General features: G+C 43.4%; 18 protein-coding genes and 1 pseudogene. 4 read left to right on the top strand and 15 right to left on the bottom strand.

Going from position 1 to position 19,040, the window contains the following annotated elements:
* The first annotated feature begins 161 nt into the window (after nucleotides 1–161).
* Both F6J90_RS10680 and F6J90_RS10675 read left to right on the top strand, forming a co-directional pair.
* Nucleotides 162–296 (top strand): hypothetical protein, encoded by a 135-nt coding sequence (locus tag F6J90_RS10680; protein WP_293092810.1) that lies wholly within the window; start codon nucleotides 162–164, stop codon nucleotides 294–296.
* A gap of 1 nt (nucleotide 297) precedes the next feature.
* Nucleotides 298–447: a hypothetical protein gene (locus F6J90_RS10675; protein WP_293092808.1), complete on the top strand. Its 150-nt coding sequence runs from the start codon at nucleotides 298–300 to the stop codon at nucleotides 445–447.
* Nucleotides 448–727: 280 nt separating this feature from the next.
* On the opposite strand, the gene F6J90_RS10665 is transcribed toward F6J90_RS10675, so the two are convergent.
* Nucleotides 728–2,230, bottom strand: coding sequence for a chlorophyll a/b binding light-harvesting protein (locus F6J90_RS10665; RefSeq protein WP_366513740.1), 1,503 nt, complete (start codon nucleotides 2,228–2,230; stop codon nucleotides 728–730).
* Nucleotides 2,231–2,325: 95 nt separating this feature from the next.
* Nucleotides 2,326–3,378, bottom strand: coding sequence for a chlorophyll a/b binding light-harvesting protein (locus tag F6J90_RS10660; RefSeq protein WP_293092806.1), 1,053 nt, complete (start codon nucleotides 3,376–3,378; stop codon nucleotides 2,326–2,328).
* A 104-nt stretch (nucleotides 3,379–3,482) separates the two neighbouring features.
* Between F6J90_RS10660 and F6J90_RS10655 the strand changes: the two genes are divergently transcribed.
* Together F6J90_RS10655 and iscB are read left to right on the top strand one after the other, a co-directional pair.
* On the top strand, nucleotides 3,483–4,094 hold the full coding sequence (locus F6J90_RS10655) for a Crp/Fnr family transcriptional regulator (protein WP_293092804.1): 612 nt from the start codon (nucleotides 3,483–3,485) through the stop codon (nucleotides 4,092–4,094).
* A 262-nt stretch (nucleotides 4,095–4,356) separates the two neighbouring features.
* Nucleotides 4,357–5,617: pseudogene (iscB, locus tag F6J90_RS10650) on the top strand (RNA-guided endonuclease IscB).
* Between the two features lie 150 nt (nucleotides 5,618–5,767).
* On the opposite strand, the gene F6J90_RS10645 reads toward iscB, so the two are convergent.
* The 13 genes from F6J90_RS10645 to F6J90_RS10585 form a co-directional block, all read right to left on the bottom strand.
* Nucleotides 5,768–6,361, bottom strand: coding sequence for a glutathione S-transferase family protein (locus F6J90_RS10645; protein ID WP_293092802.1), 594 nt, complete (start codon nucleotides 6,359–6,361; stop codon nucleotides 5,768–5,770).
* 252 nt (nucleotides 6,362–6,613) lie between these two features.
* Complete coding sequence (locus tag F6J90_RS10640; protein WP_366513739.1) at nucleotides 6,614–8,497, bottom strand: aspartate kinase; 1,884 nt, start codon at nucleotides 8,495–8,497, stop codon at nucleotides 6,614–6,616.
* A gap of 335 nt (nucleotides 8,498–8,832) precedes the next feature.
* Entirely contained in the window at nucleotides 8,833–9,663 is an 831-nt protein-coding gene (locus tag F6J90_RS10635; RefSeq protein ID WP_293092800.1) for a DUF3050 domain-containing protein, read from the bottom strand.
* 31 nt (nucleotides 9,664–9,694) lie between these two features.
* On the bottom strand, nucleotides 9,695–9,886 hold the full coding sequence (locus F6J90_RS10630; RefSeq protein WP_293092798.1) for a hypothetical protein: 192 nt from the start codon (nucleotides 9,884–9,886) through the stop codon (nucleotides 9,695–9,697).
* 209 nt (nucleotides 9,887–10,095) lie between these two features.
* Entirely contained in the window at nucleotides 10,096–11,298 is a 1,203-nt protein-coding gene (locus F6J90_RS10625; protein WP_293092796.1) for a 4-hydroxybenzoate 3-monooxygenase, read from the bottom strand.
* A 327-nt stretch (nucleotides 11,299–11,625) separates the two neighbouring features.
* The gene (locus F6J90_RS10620) at nucleotides 11,626–12,069 is read right to left on the bottom strand and encodes a carboxymuconolactone decarboxylase family protein (RefSeq protein WP_293092794.1); all 444 of its coding nucleotides are present in this window, start codon (nucleotides 12,067–12,069) and stop codon (nucleotides 11,626–11,628) included.
* 163 nt (nucleotides 12,070–12,232) lie between these two features.
* The gene (locus tag F6J90_RS10615) at nucleotides 12,233–12,859 is read right to left on the bottom strand and encodes an FMN-dependent NADH-azoreductase (RefSeq protein ID WP_293092792.1); all 627 of its coding nucleotides are present in this window, start codon (nucleotides 12,857–12,859) and stop codon (nucleotides 12,233–12,235) included.
* Nucleotides 12,837–13,013, bottom strand: a complete 177-nt coding sequence (locus F6J90_RS10610; protein WP_293092790.1) for a hypothetical protein — start codon at nucleotides 13,011–13,013, stop codon at nucleotides 12,837–12,839. Before F6J90_RS10610 ends, F6J90_RS10615 begins: the two co-directional genes overlap by 23 nt.
* A 276-nt stretch (nucleotides 13,014–13,289) precedes the next feature.
* Nucleotides 13,290–14,309, bottom strand: a complete 1,020-nt coding sequence (locus tag F6J90_RS10605; protein ID WP_293092788.1) for a methyltransferase — start codon at nucleotides 14,307–14,309, stop codon at nucleotides 13,290–13,292.
* 330 nt (nucleotides 14,310–14,639) lie between these two features.
* Nucleotides 14,640–16,337 carry a class I adenylate-forming enzyme family protein gene (locus F6J90_RS10600; protein ID WP_293092786.1) on the bottom strand — a complete coding sequence of 566 codons (1,698 nt, stop codon included), beginning with the start codon at nucleotides 16,335–16,337 and terminating at the stop codon, nucleotides 14,640–14,642.
* An 88-nt stretch (nucleotides 16,338–16,425) separates the two neighbouring features.
* Nucleotides 16,426–16,704: a hypothetical protein gene (locus tag F6J90_RS10595; protein WP_293092784.1), complete on the bottom strand. Its 279-nt coding sequence runs from the start codon at nucleotides 16,702–16,704 to the stop codon at nucleotides 16,426–16,428.
* Between the two features lie 232 nt (nucleotides 16,705–16,936).
* Nucleotides 16,937–18,049: a 3-dehydroquinate synthase II family protein gene (locus tag F6J90_RS10590; RefSeq protein WP_293092782.1), complete on the bottom strand. Its 1,113-nt coding sequence runs from the start codon at nucleotides 18,047–18,049 to the stop codon at nucleotides 16,937–16,939.
* A complete protein-coding gene (locus F6J90_RS10585; RefSeq protein WP_293092780.1) occupies nucleotides 18,049–18,837 on the bottom strand; it encodes a 2-amino-3,7-dideoxy-D-threo-hept-6-ulosonate synthase in 789 nt (262 codons plus the stop codon). The genes F6J90_RS10590 and F6J90_RS10585 overlap by 1 nt, the downstream gene beginning before the upstream one ends.
* Between the last annotated feature and the right edge of the window lie 203 nt (nucleotides 18,838–19,040).

Below are 19,040 nucleotides of genomic sequence, written 5' to 3'. Positions count from 1 at the left end.
TATTTTTAACCAGCCTTTAGTTAAAGGCAAAGTGTTCTTTAACTCAATGCCTAAGTTTTACTTGATTCAAAATCTTGCTGAGTGCTGATCGCTGAAGACTTACTAGATGGTTGAAAAACTGGGGTTGCTTAATAATGGAATGATTGTAAGAATTTTGTAGAATGGGCATCAGGCGTGGAACTGGCATCTTGCGTAGAACTGGCATCTTGCCAGTTTCCTCCTTATTTTCGCGCGGGCAGGATGCCCACTCTACTTATATTCATTCCTTGATTCAGCAACGCCGAGAAACTAAGTAGTATGCTTGCTGTGCTTAGTGGTTACCGAGGTAGAGTCAGTCAGTATCCTTTCCTCCAGCATTGGCATCTGTTGCCGACAGTGGCAGCAATAGCAGTAAATGCCAGTGGCACGTGGAGACATCCATCTTGGTTATGGCATCCATCTTTATGAAAGCCCTCTAGGTCGTTTCAAGTCTATCAATAAATTTTATCAATAAATTGAGACCAAAAGGAGGGATTATTTTCTGTTGCCATAGTTTAGGTCAAGGTTGCACTTAACCTGGCTGTCACTATGGGACGGATGAACCGTTAGTTATATCTAAGCTAGGGAAAAGAGATAATGGGGTTAGGGTTGACATCGCTTCCTAGCCCCAGACAGCTCCTGTTTTAAGAAGCGTATAGAATGCTCCATTAATTACTCTAGCATTTGTTGAGACTTCTTAGCAACTATTTTAACCCATCATGCCCTGAATCATACTTAGGTTATTGACCAGCAGATAGGCAAAAATCGCTCCTCCAGCGCCACCAACTAGAAAAGCTCCAGCAAACTGACTCCATCCGTCAGCAGTTTGGATAGTTTCTGGTACCTCGGGCACCCTGGTAACGAATGTGGGTCGAGGTACAGTTTTTAGCTCTTTCTTAAAGGTGACTGTACCGTATATTGATAGGCCGATGGTCGCGATTACAATCAGAGCAATGGCTGCTGTTACACCAGCTAAGTTTGCCATCTCTGAATCCCGCAACGGTCCTAATTTGGCAAACGGACCAAAGATAAAATACCCATGAGCCATGCCAATTTCTAGACCCCTGGACAGGGGAGAAAGACCGGGACGGTAAATAGGTAGGTTTTTGAGGAAGTTAAGGCTGAGATCTGAGGAGTTAATTGGGGTTGCTAAGTCACCAACTTGGGGATTACTCCGAGGGATAATCAGCTCACCTTTTTTGAAGTCAAAACCAGCTTCTGCTCCTCGCGCCCGGATAGCATGCCAGATATGACCGAACAGAAACAACACCGCAAAGACAAAGTGGAATGCTGCCAACCAACCGCGAGCAGACACGATGCCATCACTGGATTCTAAAGTTCCTACTGGACCATAGAACACTTCCGGATAAACTGTGTCATTGACCATGACAAAGTAGGCGGCAAAAATTCCCATGTAGGCGAGCGCCCCTAAGCTATAGGAGAGATAAGCTTCCCCGGAATAAACCAAAACCTCACGTGCCCAGTTAAATGGCTTGGTTAAGATGTGCCAGAAACCACCAGCAATGCAGATCGAACCAATCCAGATGTGACCGCCAACCACATCTTCTAAATTCTTCACGGCTGCCATGCCTTCTGAACCCGATGCACCAATTAAGTAGCCAAAAATTTTGACAGGGCTAAGGGTGGGATCGGTAATCACTCGTACATTGCCACCCCCACTCGCCCAGGGGTCAAATAGTCCACCCCAAAACATGGCTTTAGCTACCAACAGCCAAGCACCAACCCCCAAAAGGATTAGGTGAATCCCGATAATGGTGGTCATCTTGTCGGAGTCTTTCCAGTCATAGCCAAAGAAACCAACAAAGGTGCCATCTTTGGTTAATTTATCTGGAGTAAGCAGGGAATGATAAAGTCCTCCAGCTCCGAGCACTGCTGAGGAAATCAAATGCAAGACCCCAACCACAAAATAGGGATAGGTGTCGATAATTTGACCACCAGACCCAACACCTAAACCTAACGAAGCCAGGTGGGGCAACAAGATTAATCCCTGGTCATACATCGGCACGTCAGGGTTGTAGCGAGATAGTTCAAACAGGGTCATTGCTCCCGCCCACAGGACTATCAAACCAGCATGGGCAATATGAGCGCCTAGCAACTTACCGGATAATTCAATAAAACGAGCATTACCAGCCCACCAGCCGACTTTTGAGATTTGGCCTTGGTTGGGACTATCAGCAATTACTGCTGTCATTGATGTACCTCTTTGAGAATTATTTGCATTTTGATTTGGTCAATAAAGTGCTATTATATACACACTTTATTAGAATTAATTGCATTAAGCTGAATTTAGGTAGTAGCTTCAGATGCGATCGCATTCTCAACTACCTGACCCCGGCCAAAATCAAAGCCAGCTGCTCGCAAAGCATGCCAAATATGACCTTGGAGGAAGAAAAACCCAAGGAAGAAGTGAGCATTAGCTAACCAACTCCGGCAAGAAAGGGAGCTAGAGTTAGGATCGGCAAAGTAGGGGAAAACACCCAACTTAACCGATAAGGCAGGTCCATAAAAAACTTCTGGGTAGACTACGGTGTTAACAGCGCAGAAGTACGCGGCGATAAAGCCCATCAGCGCCAAAGCGCCCAAGCTGTAGGAAAGATAGGCTTCTCCAGACCAAATAAAAAGACCCCGTGTCCACTCAGATGGTTGAGTCTTGATGTGCCAAAAGCCACCGCCAATACACAGCAGACCAACCCAAATATGACCACCAACTACATCCTCTAGGTTACTCACTCCAGCAATCCAGTTCTTGCCCACAGTACCAAACAGATAACCGAAAATCACTGCTGGATTGAGAGTAGGGTTGTTAATGACTCGCACATTCTCCACTGCTGGATCGTACAACCCCCCAAACGCCATAGCTTTAGCCACCAGTAGGAAAGCTCCAAATCCCAGTAGAATCAGGTGAATGCCGATGATAGTGGTCATTTTGTCCCCATCTGCCCAGCTATACCCAAAGAAGCCAGAGCTTTCTTCCAAAGTTTCCGGACCTCGGAGGGCGTGGAAGATACCACCAACGCCGAGAAATGCTGAAGAGATCAGGTGCAAAACACCAATCACAAAGTAGGGGTAAGTATCCACTATAGCTCCCCCAGCACCAACGCCCCAGCCTTGAGCTGCTAAGTGGGGCAGCAGGATTAAGCCTTGTTCGTACATCGGTTTGGCAGGATTGAAGCAGGATAGTTCAAACAGGGTTATTGCTCCGGCCCAGAAGACGATTAGACCAGCATGGGCAACATGAGCCCCCAATAACTTCCCGGATAACTCCGTCAGGCGAGCGTTACCTGCCCACCAACCATACTCTCCCTCTACTAATCGGGAACTCTCAGCAATGTTTGCCACTATACTACACCTCCTAGGCTTTTATTGCAAAATATATTCAATAGCTACTTGGAATAGCTTACACTACTGCTTAAGGAAAATGAAACCTATTTTTATTAAGAATCATGACAATTCGGAGATTTGGTAAGGGATCAGAGCAATCGTTAGTGACTCAGAACCCTGTCAGCACTAGGTTCAAGCCATCTGTTCATGTCTTTAAGCGCCATGACTTGATTGCTCTCGAACCCGATAAACTATGGGTAGTTCAACAGGGTGTGGTGAAAACCTTGACCTGGAATGACGAAGGCACGGTAATTACATTAGGATATTGGGGAGCTGGGGATGTAGTGGGGAAATCTTTGTCTAACTTGCAAACTTACGAGATCGAGTGTTTGACTAGGGTTAAAGCGCAATGTCTGTCTTTGTCTCAGTCTTACCGCTTATCCGAGGCTATTGTTTGCCATCTGCGACAGACAGAAGAGTTGCTGTGTATCATTAGAACCCCAAGAGTCTCTCAGCGTTTGCAACAATTTTTGAGTTGGTTAGCCCGGAAGTTCGGTCGTCCCGTCTGTAGTGGGCAACTTATTGATATACCAGTGACCCATCAAGAACTAGCTGAGATGATTGGCACCACACGAGTAACCATCACCAGGCTGATCAAGCAGTTTGAGGAAGAAGGGATAATCAGTCGTCCTCGTCGATACTGTATTGTGTTGCGGAATTGTTCTGAAATATAAATGAAAATGCTATAAATGGCGCTAGATTCAGCATACTACCTCCTAGTTTAAGCCTTGGTAATTCCCGGTAACTCCTGGAATTGCCAACTAGGATGCAGGCTAAGGATTGAGTCCTACGTTGATTTGGTTATGACACCCAGGAATGACCTCCAGTTCCTGGCTCTGTCGCTAATCATTAAGGTGAAGGCAAAATGTGTGGTTAGCCTAACAAGCCATTTCAACATTGCCGAGGAACACATAACCGACTTGAGACGCACTAAAAATGCAAAATTACGTATTTATCATTGACACTAACAAACGACCACTAAATCCCATTTCGCCAAAGAAAGCACGCCGATTATTGAAAAAAGGTAAAGCGGCGGTCTTTAGGATGTATCCATTCACAATCATCCTAAAAACGGCGATCGATGATCCAACTATCTCACCCTGTCAAATCAAGATCGATCCTGGCAGCAAGGTAACTGGATTTGCCTTAGTCCAAAATGGTCAAGTTATTTGGGGGATGGAATTAGAACACAGAGGAGGATTAATCAAGAAAAAACTAGAGTCTAGAAGAGCTGTAAGAAGCGGAAGGCGCAATCGCCACACCCGCTACAGAAAACCTAGATTCCTTAACCGTAGACGCCCACAGGGATGGCTGCCCCCTAGCCTAGAGCACAGAATTCTGACTACCCAGACTTGGGTAAAACGATTGATAAAATTCTGTCCGGTCAATGAGATTTGGGTTGAAAGAGTTAAGTTTGATACCCAAAAAATGCAGAATCCTGAAATTAGTGGCGTTGAGTATCAGCAGGGGGAACTAGCTGGCTATGAAGTCAGAGAGTATTTGCTTGAAAAATGGGAAAGGGAATGTACCTATTGTGGAAAGCAAAATGTCCCCTTGCAGATTGAACATATCCATCCAAAATCGAAAGGAGGAAGCGATTGCGTAAGTAATCTTTGTTTGGCTTGCAAAAAGTGCAACCAACGAAAAGGAAATAAGCCTATAGAGGATTTTCTAAAAAAGAAGCCAAGTCTACTTCAGAAGATTAAGACTAAAGCTAAACAGCCCCTAAAGGATGCGGCGGCGGTTAATGCAACCCGTAAAAAGCTAGTAAAAATGCTCCAAAGTGTAAGACCAGTAGTAACTGGGACGGGAGCACAAACTAAGTACAACCGAACGAAGCTAGGACTCCCTAAACAGCACGCTTATTGATGCCGCTTGTGTTGGGGATATTGAGACTTTAACTTTGATAACCTCTCAACCTCTTCTAGTAACCTGCTTTGGGCAAGGAGGAAGGCAAAAAGCGGCACTCAACAAGTACGGCTACCCCATTAGACATAACCCATTGAAGCCAATTAAAGGCTGGGTAACCGGAGACATAGCCAAACATCAAAAACTAGGGATAGGCAAAGTTACTCCCAGAAGTAAAGGAAGTTTTGGATTTACCCCGTTAGGAATGAAAGGGTACAAAAGCTGTAAACCTCAAGATATATCGGCAATACACCGAAAAGATGGATACACTTACGGCTTTTACCAATAAATACCGGAATTTGCCAAGTAATAGCTGTCCTAAACTTACCTGGAAAAGATACCGCTAGCGCCATAGAGGTGATTCAGTTACAGACTGATGGTGGGGAGGAAATTATGCGATTGACCTACGGTCACGCTACGCGATTGACCTACGGTCACGCTATGCGATCGCAATGTAGCCTGGTAATTGCCTAATCCGCTCCATCCAAGACAGCACATTGGGGTAAGCATCTAGAGAAATCTTGGCGTCTGGTGAGAGACTAACATAGGGAAAGCAAGCAATATCCGCAATTGTGGGGTGACCTAGTTCCAGCCATTCCCGATCACTGAGGTGGTTGTCGAGCAGTGTCAGGATAGTTTCCGACTTTTGTGTTGCGACCTCTATGTTAACGGTTTGTACATTAAACTTGTAATAAAGTCTAGCAAACTCTGGACCCTGGCGAATCTCTCCTGCAGTTGTAGATAGCCAGCGCATCACTCGACTCATGGCTTCAGGCTCCAAAGGCAGCCAGTCTTCGTCACCATAGCGCCGTGCTAGATATACTAAAATAGCTTGGGCATCCTGAAAGACTAAATCTCCATCGGTGAGAACTGGCACTTGTCCAAAGGAATTCAATTCCAGAAACTCGGGAGATTTGTGTTCACCATTGTCCAGGTCAACCCAGACAGTCTCGTGTTCTAACCCAAGTAGTGACAGCATTAGCCGCACTTTGTAGCAATTGCCAGATAGCTGGTAATCATAAAGTTTGATCATGGTTGTCTTCTCCTGATTTTTGCCTAATTTTTGCCTAATTTTTGCCTAATTTTTGCCGGATTTTTTGAAGTATAGCACTACCCATTAAGGTGTTTGACATTGATAAAAGCTGAAAAAGTGCGACCCGTGGCGAATTTAATTCTTAATGGGTCAAGCGCACCTGCGCTAATGCACGTCAACTTTTGCCTCTTGCCTCTTGCCTCTTGCCTTGCGCGTAGCGCTATAATTGTGTCCGACTAATTAGCCTGCTGATTAGCCTGCGTAGCTAGGCTTTGCTGGTGTAGCCAAACCCTTTAGGGTTTGGGGATAGTTTTTAACCAACGGGATGCTCCCCTTATGCACCGCATTTAAAGCCTTAACTCCTTCCTCTTGAGCAACCACACAACTAATTTTAGTGTCCGAACTTGTAATCATCTGAATAGTTATTTGCTGTTGTGCTAATGCCTCAAAAAACTGAGCCACAACCTCTGGTTGTGCCACCATACCACCCCCAACTAGACTAACTTTAGCGATTTCTGTATCCACTAGAATCTCCCCACAACCAATACTTAGTGCTAACGCTTTTAAAGCCATGGATGCTGCTTCGGCATCAGCTTGGGCCACCGTAAACGCAATATCACAGGTGGGGATACCATTAAGCCTATGACAGCGTTGAGACTGAATAATCATATCAACACTAATATTTTCCTGTGCCAGTCGTCCAAAGACTTTTGCTGCCATTCCCGGTTGATCTCGGACATGGTGAATTGTGATACAAGCTTGGTTGAGATCAACCACAGCACCGGATACTGGGGATGGGGTTGAACTGGTAGCAAACTCCTGAATTGAATCAGGTCCGAGCACTACAGAACGATCAATCTCAAAAGCCTGACACAAAGCAGCAACAGCGCGATCGCATACCTCAGCATTAATCACACAAGTGATCTTCAACTCAGAGGTAGAAATCATCTCAATATTAACTCCCGCCTCTGCTAGAGTAGAAAACATTTTAGCTGCAACCCCAGGACGTCCAATCATACCAGTCCCAGTAATTGCCACTGTTGCCATGTTCTGCTCTACCATCACCTCTAGCTCTTCTGACCCTTGCCAAGCCCCCCCGTATAAAGCAGAAGTAATCAGCTTTTTAAGTTTACTTTCACTCACTGCCGCTGCTAAAGTCTCAGCTTGATCCAAACCTCTGTTCACTACCGTCAACGCAATATCTTTACCATCGTCCTCCTGAATTGACTGAATTATCAGATTAACATCCAGATTGTCACGAGCAATTTCACCAAATAACCCTGCCGCTACCCCTAAACGATCCCGCCCTTGCCATCGGACTACTTTTACTTGATTTGTCTCTAATTCTACCCCATATACTGCCTTGTTAATCTCCAACCCTTTCAGAGAACGAGGTTTAGGTATCGGAGAAATTATCCTAGTTCCTGGTGCATTGTTCCAGCTTGAACGTACAACCAAAGGTACCCCATAATTACGAGCAATCTCTACCGCCCTAGGATGTAGCACCTTTGCCCCTAAACTTGCTAACTCTAGCATTTCATCACAAGTAATTTCTGGGATTAATTGTGCCTCTGGTACAATCCGAGGATCAGTTGTAAAAATGCCTGGAACATCAGTATAAATTTCGCACAAATTTGCTTGTAAGGCAGCCCCTAACGCCACAGCTGATATATCTGAACCGCCACGTCCTAGAGTAGTAATTTCAAAGTTATCACCACTGCTCATACCCTGAAATCCAGCTACAACTACCACTGTTCCTTGATTAAGATAGTGCTGAATTCGCTTTGGCTGAATTTCCCAAATCCTGGCACGACCGTGTTCAGCATCAGTGATAATCCCTACTTGTGCCCCAGTTAAAGAAATAGCCGGTTGTCCCAATTCCTGCAATGCCATACTCAGCAAAGCAATTGATACTTGTTCTCCAGTAGACAGAAGCATATCCATCTCCCGGCGACTGGGATTAGTCGAGACTGCCTTCGATAAACTGAGCAAGTCATCAGTGGTTTTACCCATCGCCGAAACCACTACCACCACATTATTATTATTTTGGACTGTTTGCTTCACCCGCCGGGCAACGGCTTTAATTCTTTCAACTGACCCAACCGACGTACCACCATACTTTTGGATAATTAGCATGATTTAGCCTCAGATAAAGTATTAATTTTAAATTGATTTTAATAAAGCAATAAAATATATTTTATTGCTTTATTAATGGCTAATATAAGGATTTATTATCAAAATATTTTTACTATAAATATGTAACAAAAAACTTCGGGCAAGGGAACAGTATGAAAGAGCGATTGAGCCCTATAATAACCTGAGTTTGATGACCCTTCCCTGTTCCGAAGTTCCTTGTTAACTATGGCGGTTTGCATAACTATTAGGTACACAGGATTGTTTTCCCTGTTCCCTGTTCCCTGTTCCCTAAAAACCCAGAACTTTGTACCTAACAGCAATTGCAAACCGCCTTATTACATCTCAAGCAGCGCTATATCATTCTCTTTGTTGACCTGAATCAACTCAGCTACACCATCCCATAGAGCATAGCGTGCTTTGAGAGCATTCTCAGCAGAGTTGAAAGCTTGCTCCCACTTCACAGGATCATCACCACAAAGATTTTTTAAGAGTTTTTTCCCCATCGGAACATGTTGATCCTCATCCAGAAAATTATGCCTGTCTAGATAGAGACGCAAAGAATCCCAAGTAAATCCATAGAGACTATCTAAAGTAGCAATAACCTGTCTGAACATAGCAGGAATGATATCTTCTCGACCTAGTAGAAAAGCGGCAGCTACTTCATGAGTTGACTTAGTAGTAGTTTCCAAAGTGAATTTAACAAACGTTTTGGTTAATTCAGGTATCGAAATATAGGCTAGAGTTTGGTCAGCTGGAATACCTTTGCGAAGAGAAGAGATAAACGTTTTAATTGGATTAGTATCAGCCCCAATCTCTGTCATCGCCACCATATAGAGATCATAGTGACTGATGTAATTTCCTGGTGATACTTCATCAGTTTCTTCAGCTAAAACAATCTCATTGACCATCCTGGCAGAATTAATATCTGTCGGTGGCACCCAAGGTACATCCAAGCAAGTGACTCGGTGTTGAAGAGTCTTAATCAGAGACATAAAATCCCAAACAGCAAACACGTGAGACTCCATAAATATCTGTAGAGATACCAAGTCATTTAACTGTTGGTAAAGCGGGTGATTGATCAGAGCCATACGGCTTGGTTTAAGTTGTTCTTCCAGCTGAGCGTAATAGTCGAAAGTCTTATAATTTTGCATTTCGATAATCTTCATGATTGGTCTCCTTAATAACCTATAGAGTTGTTTAATTGGGTGAGGCACATTTTTTGAGGGAGCAGGGAGCAGGGAGCAGGGAGCAGGGAACAGAGAAGAGATAATAGTGAGGCAATTCATCAAGACAGGAAAAAAATTCTGTATACCTCTGAGAGGTTGTCTGAGAAGTCTCATTTGCTACATTCAAGCCCCCTAAATCCCCCAATTTTGCGGTGCGACCCAAGGGCGATTTACTCGCCCATTGGAAAGCGCACCGGAAGGGACTTTTAGCAACAAATTGATTCTTGTTCCCCCCAGAATTGGGGGGCTAGGGGGGCAAAATTCAGTATCAAAAAACTTTTCAGATATCCTCTGAGATAGGTGTCCTCAATGAATTGTGATAATTTTATTCCCTACTCCCTACTCCCTACTCCCTACTCCCTACTCCCTTTGCTAAATAATACCGACATAGTTTCTAGCAAAATCCCTAGCAAATGTTGCCGATGTAGACAATTGCTTCAATTTCGATTCACTCAACTTATTGAAGAAACGGACATTATCTACATCCTTCTCTTCAGACTTATGCAGCATATGCAACATCGAACAAGAGAATTCTTGAGCACGCCAAATATAGGGCAAACGAATTTCCGAGTAGCGTTTAAGGTAAGAAATATCCCGTTTTTCCTGGTAGTAACTTACCAATACTTCTCCAAGAACACCCGCATCCTGTACCGCCAGATTTAAACCTTTACCGCCGCAAGGTGTAATAATGTGACCCGCATCACCAGCTATCAATAACCGTTGGTACTGTAACGGCTCCATAACATAACTGCGCATGGATAAAATCCGCTTGTCAAAGATTTCCCCTTCTTTCAAGGTCCATCCCTTTTTCGCCAGACGCTTTGCCAAGGTACTCCAGATGCGTTGATCAGGCCAATTTGTAACCTCATCATGGAGTGGAACTTGTAAATAGTAACGAGAAATCTTGCTATTGCGCGGCATGTGAGCTCCAAAGCCATCATGATGCAAGCCATAGATGACATGTTTTGCAGAAGGTGGTGCGTAAGCTAAAATTGCCAGCCAGCCGTAGGGATGCTGTTTTGTGTAGATGTCTACCGCTCCGTCTGGAATTGATTGGCGCGAGAGTCCATGATAGCCATCACACCCTGCTACAAAATCAGCATGAATCGTGATCGTGGTGTCACCATCTTTATCGTAACACTCAACAATGACGCCGTCATCGGTTTGAGTAATTTTTTTCCCCTCATGGCGTAACAGTAACTTACCACCTGCATCCAGATATCTTTGGATCAGATCGTCATTGAGATCGCTTTGGGGATAAATGTAATGGACATCCCCATCAGCTAACTTGCCGTAATCAAAGACAACGCTGTAATCAGGGTAACGAAATTCACAGGTATCATGGGTATAGCCATTTTGGAAAATTGTATCCGCTAGACCATGTTTTTTGAGTAGGTCAACTGTCGTGCTTTCCAGTACACCTGCTCGCGCCCTCGTGTATATTTCCTCGCGGTTGTATCTATCCGCAATGATACAATCAATCCCATTTTGTAGAAGGATATTACCAACTACAATGCCAGCTGGACCTGAACCTAAAATACAAACTGATGTTTTCAATGCTGTACTATTAGTCATGGTTTAAACTACCTCTTTAGTTAGAGTTTAATAAAAGCAAAGCACATTTTATTTACAAACACCCTCTGTAAGCAGTCAGCGGTCAGCAGTCAGCAGTCAGCGGTCAGCTTAAAATAAACTTCTTTGGCTGATAGCTAATAGCTAATAGCAGCTCAAGTAGCATCTCAAGTAGCGCATTAGCTGATAGCTGATAGCACCTCAAGCAGCGTGCGCGTAGCGCATAGGCTGATAGCTGATAGCTGATAGCTGATAGCTGATAGCTGATAGCTGATAGCTGATAGCTGATAGCTGATAGCTGATAGCTGATAGCTGATAGCTTACCACCCTCTAATAGGTACCTGGAATCATTTTTGTAGTAATAGCAATACGATTCCACCCATTGATCGTGACAATAGCCATCAAAAGTTTAGCTATTTCAGTTTCCGAAAAATAGCGACTTACCTTTTCATAAACTGAATTCGGTACCTGATTATCTGAAATCAGAGTCACTGCTTCAGTTAGCTCTAATACAGCCCGCTCTTCCGGGCTAAAAAACGGCGTTTCTTGCCAAGCATTTAGGGCATATATCCGTTGTTCTGTTTCTCCATTACTTCTGGCTTCTTTTGTATGCATATCGATACAAAACGCACATTTATTAAGCTGAGAAGCTCGGATTTTTAGTAACTTGATAAGTGTTTTATCTAAGCCACTTTTATTCACATAATTTTCCAATGAATTCATAGCTAGATAAGCTGCTGGCTCAACTTTTTTTAGTTCCAATCTTGCTTCCATTTAAATACCTCAATTGGTAAAATTACAAAACTTGACTTTTGACTTGATTAAGCTAATATGCATTTAAATTTCAGTCCGATCCACTTGTGAAAAAGCCGGTCTACCCTCTCCCCATCTCCCCATCTCCCCATCAGCCGACCTTCACAATTTAATGCGTGACAGCTTACCAAGTTCCTACTGCTTTCTCAAGCTCAGCACGGGCATTGGCCAAAGATTGCTGACGGGCTTCTTCCCCTAAATCTAGTTTTTCGGCATGAATAAACGTGATATCTGTAATGCCAATCACTCCAAATATAGCCCGTAAAAAAGGCTCCTGATAATCGTAATCAGCACTAGGTGTTCCTGGAGAGAAACTACCACCACGAGCTGTAAAAATTAGCATTTTCTTTCCCTTAGGAACTAAGCCCCGATATTGACCAGGTTCGTCAAAGGTAAAGGTGCGATTAAATCGGACAATTTGATCGATATAAGCTTTGAAGGTAGATGGAACATTGAAGTTGTACATGGGAATGCCGAAAACATAGCGATCTGCTGCTAAAAATTCATCCACCAAAGTATCTGATACTTTAATTGCCTCTACCAATTCAGGAGTGCGTTTTTCGGGAGGACAAAATGCTCCAGCAATCCACTTTTCATCGACATGGGGGACAGGATTATGACCTAAATCTCGATAGCTGATAGTGTCATCTGGATAGAAAGACTTCCAAGTTTGAATAAACCGATTAGACAATTGCCGAGAAATAGAGCGATCGCCACGGGGACTAGCATCAATGTGAAGAATATGGGTCATAATTAAGTTGAAGGTTGTTTGCCTGTTTGGTTGTTTGGTTGTTTGCCTGTTTGGTTGTTTGGTTGGAGGTTGAAGGTTGAAGGTTGGAGGTTGAAGGTTGAAGGTTGAAGGTTGAAGGTTGGAGGTTGTTCGCGTAGCGTGGCCGAAAGGCCAAGGTTCAGAATATAACCTTTAACCTGGTAACCTGGTAACCTAGTAACCTGTAACCGGCTAAGCTGATAACCTGCTAACCTGCTAACCTGCTAACCTGCTAACCTGCTAACCTGCTAACCTTCAACCTGCTAACCTGCTAACCTGCTAACCTGCTAACCTGCTAACCTGCTAACCTGCTAACCTTCAACCTGTAACCTGCTAACCTGCTAACCTGCTAACCTGCTAACCTGCTAACCTGCTAACCTGCTAACCTGTAACCCGCTAACCTGTAATTGGATTATTTGATGCCTACTGCCATTGAGTAAGCTCCTACAAGAGGTTTAGTGTAAGTATCTTTGAATCCTACTTTGTCCATCCAAGCACAGCAGTCTGCTCCTGTGTAGTCGAAACCCCCAAAGGTCTCGATCAGCATATTTAGGCTCATGAGTAACCCAAAGGTGTTCTGGCAGCGCTGATCGTCGATTAGTGCGTCGTAGACAATCAATGCACCACCGGTCGGGAGTACTTCGTAGGCTTTGGCAATTAACAGGTGCTTTTGTTCTAGATTCCAGTCATGCAGGATTTGTCCCATTACCAAAACATCAGCACTAGGCAGCATATCCTGGAAAAAGTCACCACCATGGAAGTGTAATCGCTGGCTAAGTCCTCTCGAACCAACATATTCCTCGTAAATTGGGCGAACCACTGGCAAGTCGAACCCACCTCCGTGTAAATGGTCGTGACTTAGGGCAACGGTTACTGGTAACTGCCCTTGAGCGGTGCCGATATCGATAAACGTCTGAAACTTCTCCCATGGAAATTTCTCAGCGATCGCCTTAGCTACTCCCATACTGACCCCAGACATTGCTTCCAGAAAGAGTTTTAGGCGGGCAGGGTCCCTGTAAAGGGTGCCGAAAAAGTCTTCTCCATTTTTGGCTTCATTCTGGGGTTGACCGCTCCGTAACCCTTCTGTTAATGAACCCCAAAATCGATAGAGACGGCTGTTGTACATCTCTAGGTAACCACCGATATAGGAAGGCTTGGAGCGGTCAAGAAACAAATCACTTTCAGGAGTGTTACTGTAACCGTTATCAGAAAATTCTAACACTTTTAAGGCAACTAGTGCATCCAAAAAATCTCGCGCACTACGGGGATGAAGTGCTAGTTTTTCAGTCAGTTCAGCAGCAGTCATAGAACTCTGAGCGAGTTCAGTAAATACTCCCAGTTCCACTGCACTTAAGAATGTCTTAGATGCCGAGAAAGCAAACCCCAATTCCAGTAGTTTGTCCGGTACCAGCTGTTTAGTAACCGCTTCCATTGACTAGTCTCCTTCTAGTTTATTTTAGTAAAAAATGTTCAGTGAATTATAGTAAGCATTCAGCCGTCAGCGGTCAGCCGTCAGCTTTGTGGCACAGGCTTCCAGCCTGTGACTTCACTCAGATTAAACGAATGGTTACCTGTTGTCTTGATGCAGTCGCTCATGGGGGAAACCACGGCAGTCGCTCATGGGGGAGACCCCCAAGACCGCGCTGCCTCCCCTGTTCCCTTGCTGCATCGCTTATTAAAAAGCTGTTCGGTGTACCTTGCTCTATGCCCATAAGCTGATAGCTGATAGCTGATAGCTGATAGCTTAGGAATTATCAACAATTTAAGACCTAACTGGAACTTTGGTTAGCTCTGCATAAGCAAAATCATGAAGCCCTTTACCATCTAAGTTATGCTCAGCACAAATTAGGATATCCTGATATTGATCGCGAAGCTTCCTTTTCAAGACTTTTCCTGTTGAACCGACAGGAAGATTACTGACAATTTCTAAGAAAGACAATGGTTCCAAATTGTTATACAATAGCTGATGATTGATAGCAGTAATCAGAGCTGATGCTTTAAGACTTTCTTGTGCTTTCAGCTTGATAAAAGCCACCAAACCATCGAAGCCTTTTTCCTTAGGAACCCCAATTATTGTACAATCAGCAACAGCTGAGTTGTTCTTCAAAATTAATTCCTCGATGGGTAACGTATTGACTAAGCCCCTAGCGCACTGAATAGCATCAACGGAACGATCCACGTGAAAAAATTTATTATCCTGATCATAATAAGCCAAATCCCCACTAATCCAGTACCCTTGTTTATAACTTTTGAGGGTGCGGTTAGAATCATTCCAATAGCCTGGTGTAATAGTTGGAGATTTAATACCCAGGAAACCTACCTGATAGGGTGGCAGTAGATTTCCCTCCTCATCTAATACTACAGCTTTTACAAAACTGCGTGGCTTACCCATATATCGATTATACAAGCTTGTCTGGCGACTAGAGACTTTATTAAACAAAGCCATGCCGAGTTCTGAAGCACCCAGACCATCAATAAAGACTGATTTAGAATTCCCAGCATTTACCAGAGTCCTGATATGAGCTTCATGGGCAGCATCTCCCGTATTAATCCACATTTTTACAGAACTCAATTGGTCTTTTTCTAAAGCCTGGGAAGCCATGTCGGCATAAGTTTGTGGAAAAGCTGCCACTATAGTCGGTTTAAGTTCTTCAGCTTGAGTAATAGCATTTTTACCAGATAAATCCGACAAAACCATAGTGGGTAATCCCAGTAAGGTTACTGTCATAAAGTAGCTAATTCCCGCCGAATGTGAACTAGGTAAGGCAAACAAAAATTTATCGGATTGACTAGCTGGGAAATTTAGCAGCCGAATTCGTTTGCCAAAGAAAAACTGTTGATGCCCAAATATCACTGGCTTAGGCTTTCCAGTAGTACCAGACGAATGACAGATCATAATTGGATGAGAATCTGTAGGAGAATATGGATACCACTGGGGAAGCTGTATCTCTGAGCTCTGAACAGATGTATTGTTTACATCTGTAGCAATAAACTTTAATGAGTCATTAGTTTTGACGTAGCCACTAATACTATCGAGGTGCTTCTGATCAGAATATAAACCAATCGCACCAACACGCCTGATAAAGTCAGCAGCAATATCAGGATCCATACGACCGTTTACCAAAACTGGAATAGCACCGAGGTTGTTTAGTGCTAAGTAATGGATAAAGTAACCGATTCCATCGTCTAAATAGATAGCAACAGGATCATTCTCACGAACACCAGATTTCCTGTACCAAGAGGCATAGTTATCAACAACCTCTTTTAAGGAAGATAAACTAAAACTGTTGATGGTATCCCCTGTGAATGTTTGAAAAGGTTTTTCCAAAAACAAAAAATCATTGTTTCGATAAGGGTTATTAGTAACAGAGTAATGGAGAAAATTTCCACATCCTAATTGCTTGGCAAGGAATAACTTAAGTCTTTGGGACAATGGCAAAATAGTTGGGTTAATGTTCATGAGGTTAAATCCAAAGTCGTGTCGAAATATAATTTATACTACCTAACAGATAATGTCATGCCGATAATGCCGATTTTTTTTTGACAATTCAAATCAAATTTGCCAGTTCACTATCAGACAAGATAATCTCACCATAATCGGGAATCCAAGCTAGCCAGGTATTCTCAGATTCCCGACCTAAAATAAGGGCTTCTTCACAATGAATCGAGTTAGGAATATCAGGGGCTTTTACCCAAACTTGAGAGTCGGATTCTGCCTCAAGGTTACTTGAGTTAATCTCAATGGATTTGTCTTTAAAACCTAAGGTCGATTCACTCTGCCTATTTTGTTTTGGCTTATAGTCATTTAAGCTCAGTAATTTACTCATTCTTAAATCCCCTCTTACTTGCTAATACATGTTGACTGTTTCCAAGGAAGTGATATCGTGTCCGGTTGTTTCGATAGTGTTCTTTATCGTTGTTTCTTTGGTAATCGATACTCCCGGATCTGATATAGCACTACGCATTAAAGTTAGGACATTGATACAAGCTGAAAAGCTGTTTTATTCAACTTTTGCCTTTTGCCTCTTGCCAATGCCATTGCGCGTAGCGCTATATTATTTACTTTTCCAGACAAGACTCTTTAACTGGAAGCCCAACATGGCGTCCACTGGGCGCAGTATGACCAAGCAGCTTATCGCCAGGCTTCAATTCTGTGACATTCAGGACTTTACCACCAGGTCCAAGAACTCTTACATGCCAATCGTCTTGGACAATCACATTTACCGGAATTCCAGATTTAGACACTGCATCTATACTGAGTAGGGGACGAACTTCAATCTTCATCCTGCCTACAACTATTTCTCGTGCCTTGCCATCACAATTTACCCCTAACACCTTGTGTCCTGAACTCAGCTCACTAAGATAATTAGTTTGACTAACACTAGACACTAAATAAGAATGTATAGCACCAGCATTGACTCGGAAAGGACGAGTTGGCATGTAGGGGAGTGGATGGGTCTCGCTGCTAACTAAAATCATTCCTTGGGAATAAGAACCAATCAGCAGACCTTCATCTTTGGCAAAGTTAGAACAAGTATCTACACAAGCCCGTTCTCCCATTCCAATATGGGAAATTTTTGTCACTTCAAGTTCTTCCAGTGAAACTTCCAAATTGTTGGCCTTACGACACAGTTGCCCAAGCTCTCTGGCATCGATAATCCCGTTAGGGGTTAGCATGACCCCATGTGACCCTTTTTCTAAGACCCCCAGGACAATTTCTGCTTCCTGAATATCTTTGACAACGGTAATTATTTGCCCATCCGTGTTGTCTGCTGAGGCTAAAACGATTTCCAGAGGAATTTTTGTGGGGTCTTTAAAATAGATGACAGCCCATTTTTCCTGTCTAGCAATCTTACAAGCAGTTTGTAAGGTTTCGTCGTCGGTCACATGAACAAAAAATCCGATTTCTGCTTGAGATTTGTAGGTTTCGGGTTGAGTAGTTATTTGAGAATACCAGGAATGATCAAACAGTAATATATCGGCCTTTTCGATACATCCGTCCGCTTCTTCTGGGCTGTCTACAAAAGCAATGCGAGAGACAGAATCATGACAATCTATGACTGGACTTGATGAATCAACCACCACTCCATTGATATCAGAGTTTAGAGACCCACACAGCGCTTTATAGTCAACATCATTAAAGCTTCTGAGGTCTAACCAAGATAATTTCATTACGCTACCTCCTTGATGGTAACCTGATAGGGATTACTGATAACTTTGACAATTTCTTGAGAAATGAATGAGGGATTACTGTGTTGAAATATATTTCTACCAACAGCAACGCCTTTACCGCCAGCCCTGATGGCATCTTTGATCATCGATAAGATCGAGCTATCTGAATTGCTCTTTGCTCCTCCGGCAACCACCACAGGGATGTCAACAGCATTAACAACTTGTTTAAACGATTGAACATCGCCAGTGTAGTTAACCTTGACAATATCTGCTCCTAGCTCCCAGGCCAATCTGGTTGAGTGAGCGATCGCATCTGCATCGTACTCATTTTTAATCTTCTCTCCTCGTGCATAAACCATTGCTAGCAATGGCATACCCCATTGATGACAGGCTGCTGAGATTTGGCTGAAATCTTTGAGCATACGGTATTCATCGTTTGCCCCAAGATTAACGTGAATTGAAACTCCATCTGCACCAAGCTTAATGGCTTGTTCAACACTACTGACTAGATGTTTGGAAGATGGATCGGGAGATAGGTTCGTTGACCCAGAAAGATGCAAAATTAACGATATATCTTTCTGAATTAAACCTGGATGGATTGCCCGAGCTATCCCTTGATGAGCAACAATTGCACTAATGGTTTTCTCCGGTAACGATTTGATGAATTGATGAACTTTTGCCAGACCATTAACCGGACCTAGTGTAAACCCGTGGTCAATTGGGACTATAAAATAGTTGTCTAATCCTTTGAGAATTCTTGCCAAACGATAATTTTTACCAAGAGACATAAGAGACTCCTTTTGACTCGATTACATGATGTGGTGTTTTCCAAAATCGTCAGCTGTCAGCCGTCAGCTGTCAGCCGTTAGCTTAAAATAAACCTGTTTGGCCTATGGCCACGCTACGCGAATAGCTTTCCGTAACAGAGATTAAACGAATGCTTACCTCTTTTATTCAAAACAGTTTCCTCCTCAATAACCGTGGGTATAGC

Source organism: Moorena sp. SIOASIH, assembly GCF_010671925.1.
Lineage (GTDB): Bacteria > Cyanobacteriota > Cyanobacteriia > Cyanobacteriales > Coleofasciculaceae > Moorena.
The sequence above is the reverse complement of the archived record's forward strand: the minus strand, read 5'-3'. Positions and strand labels throughout refer to the sequence as shown.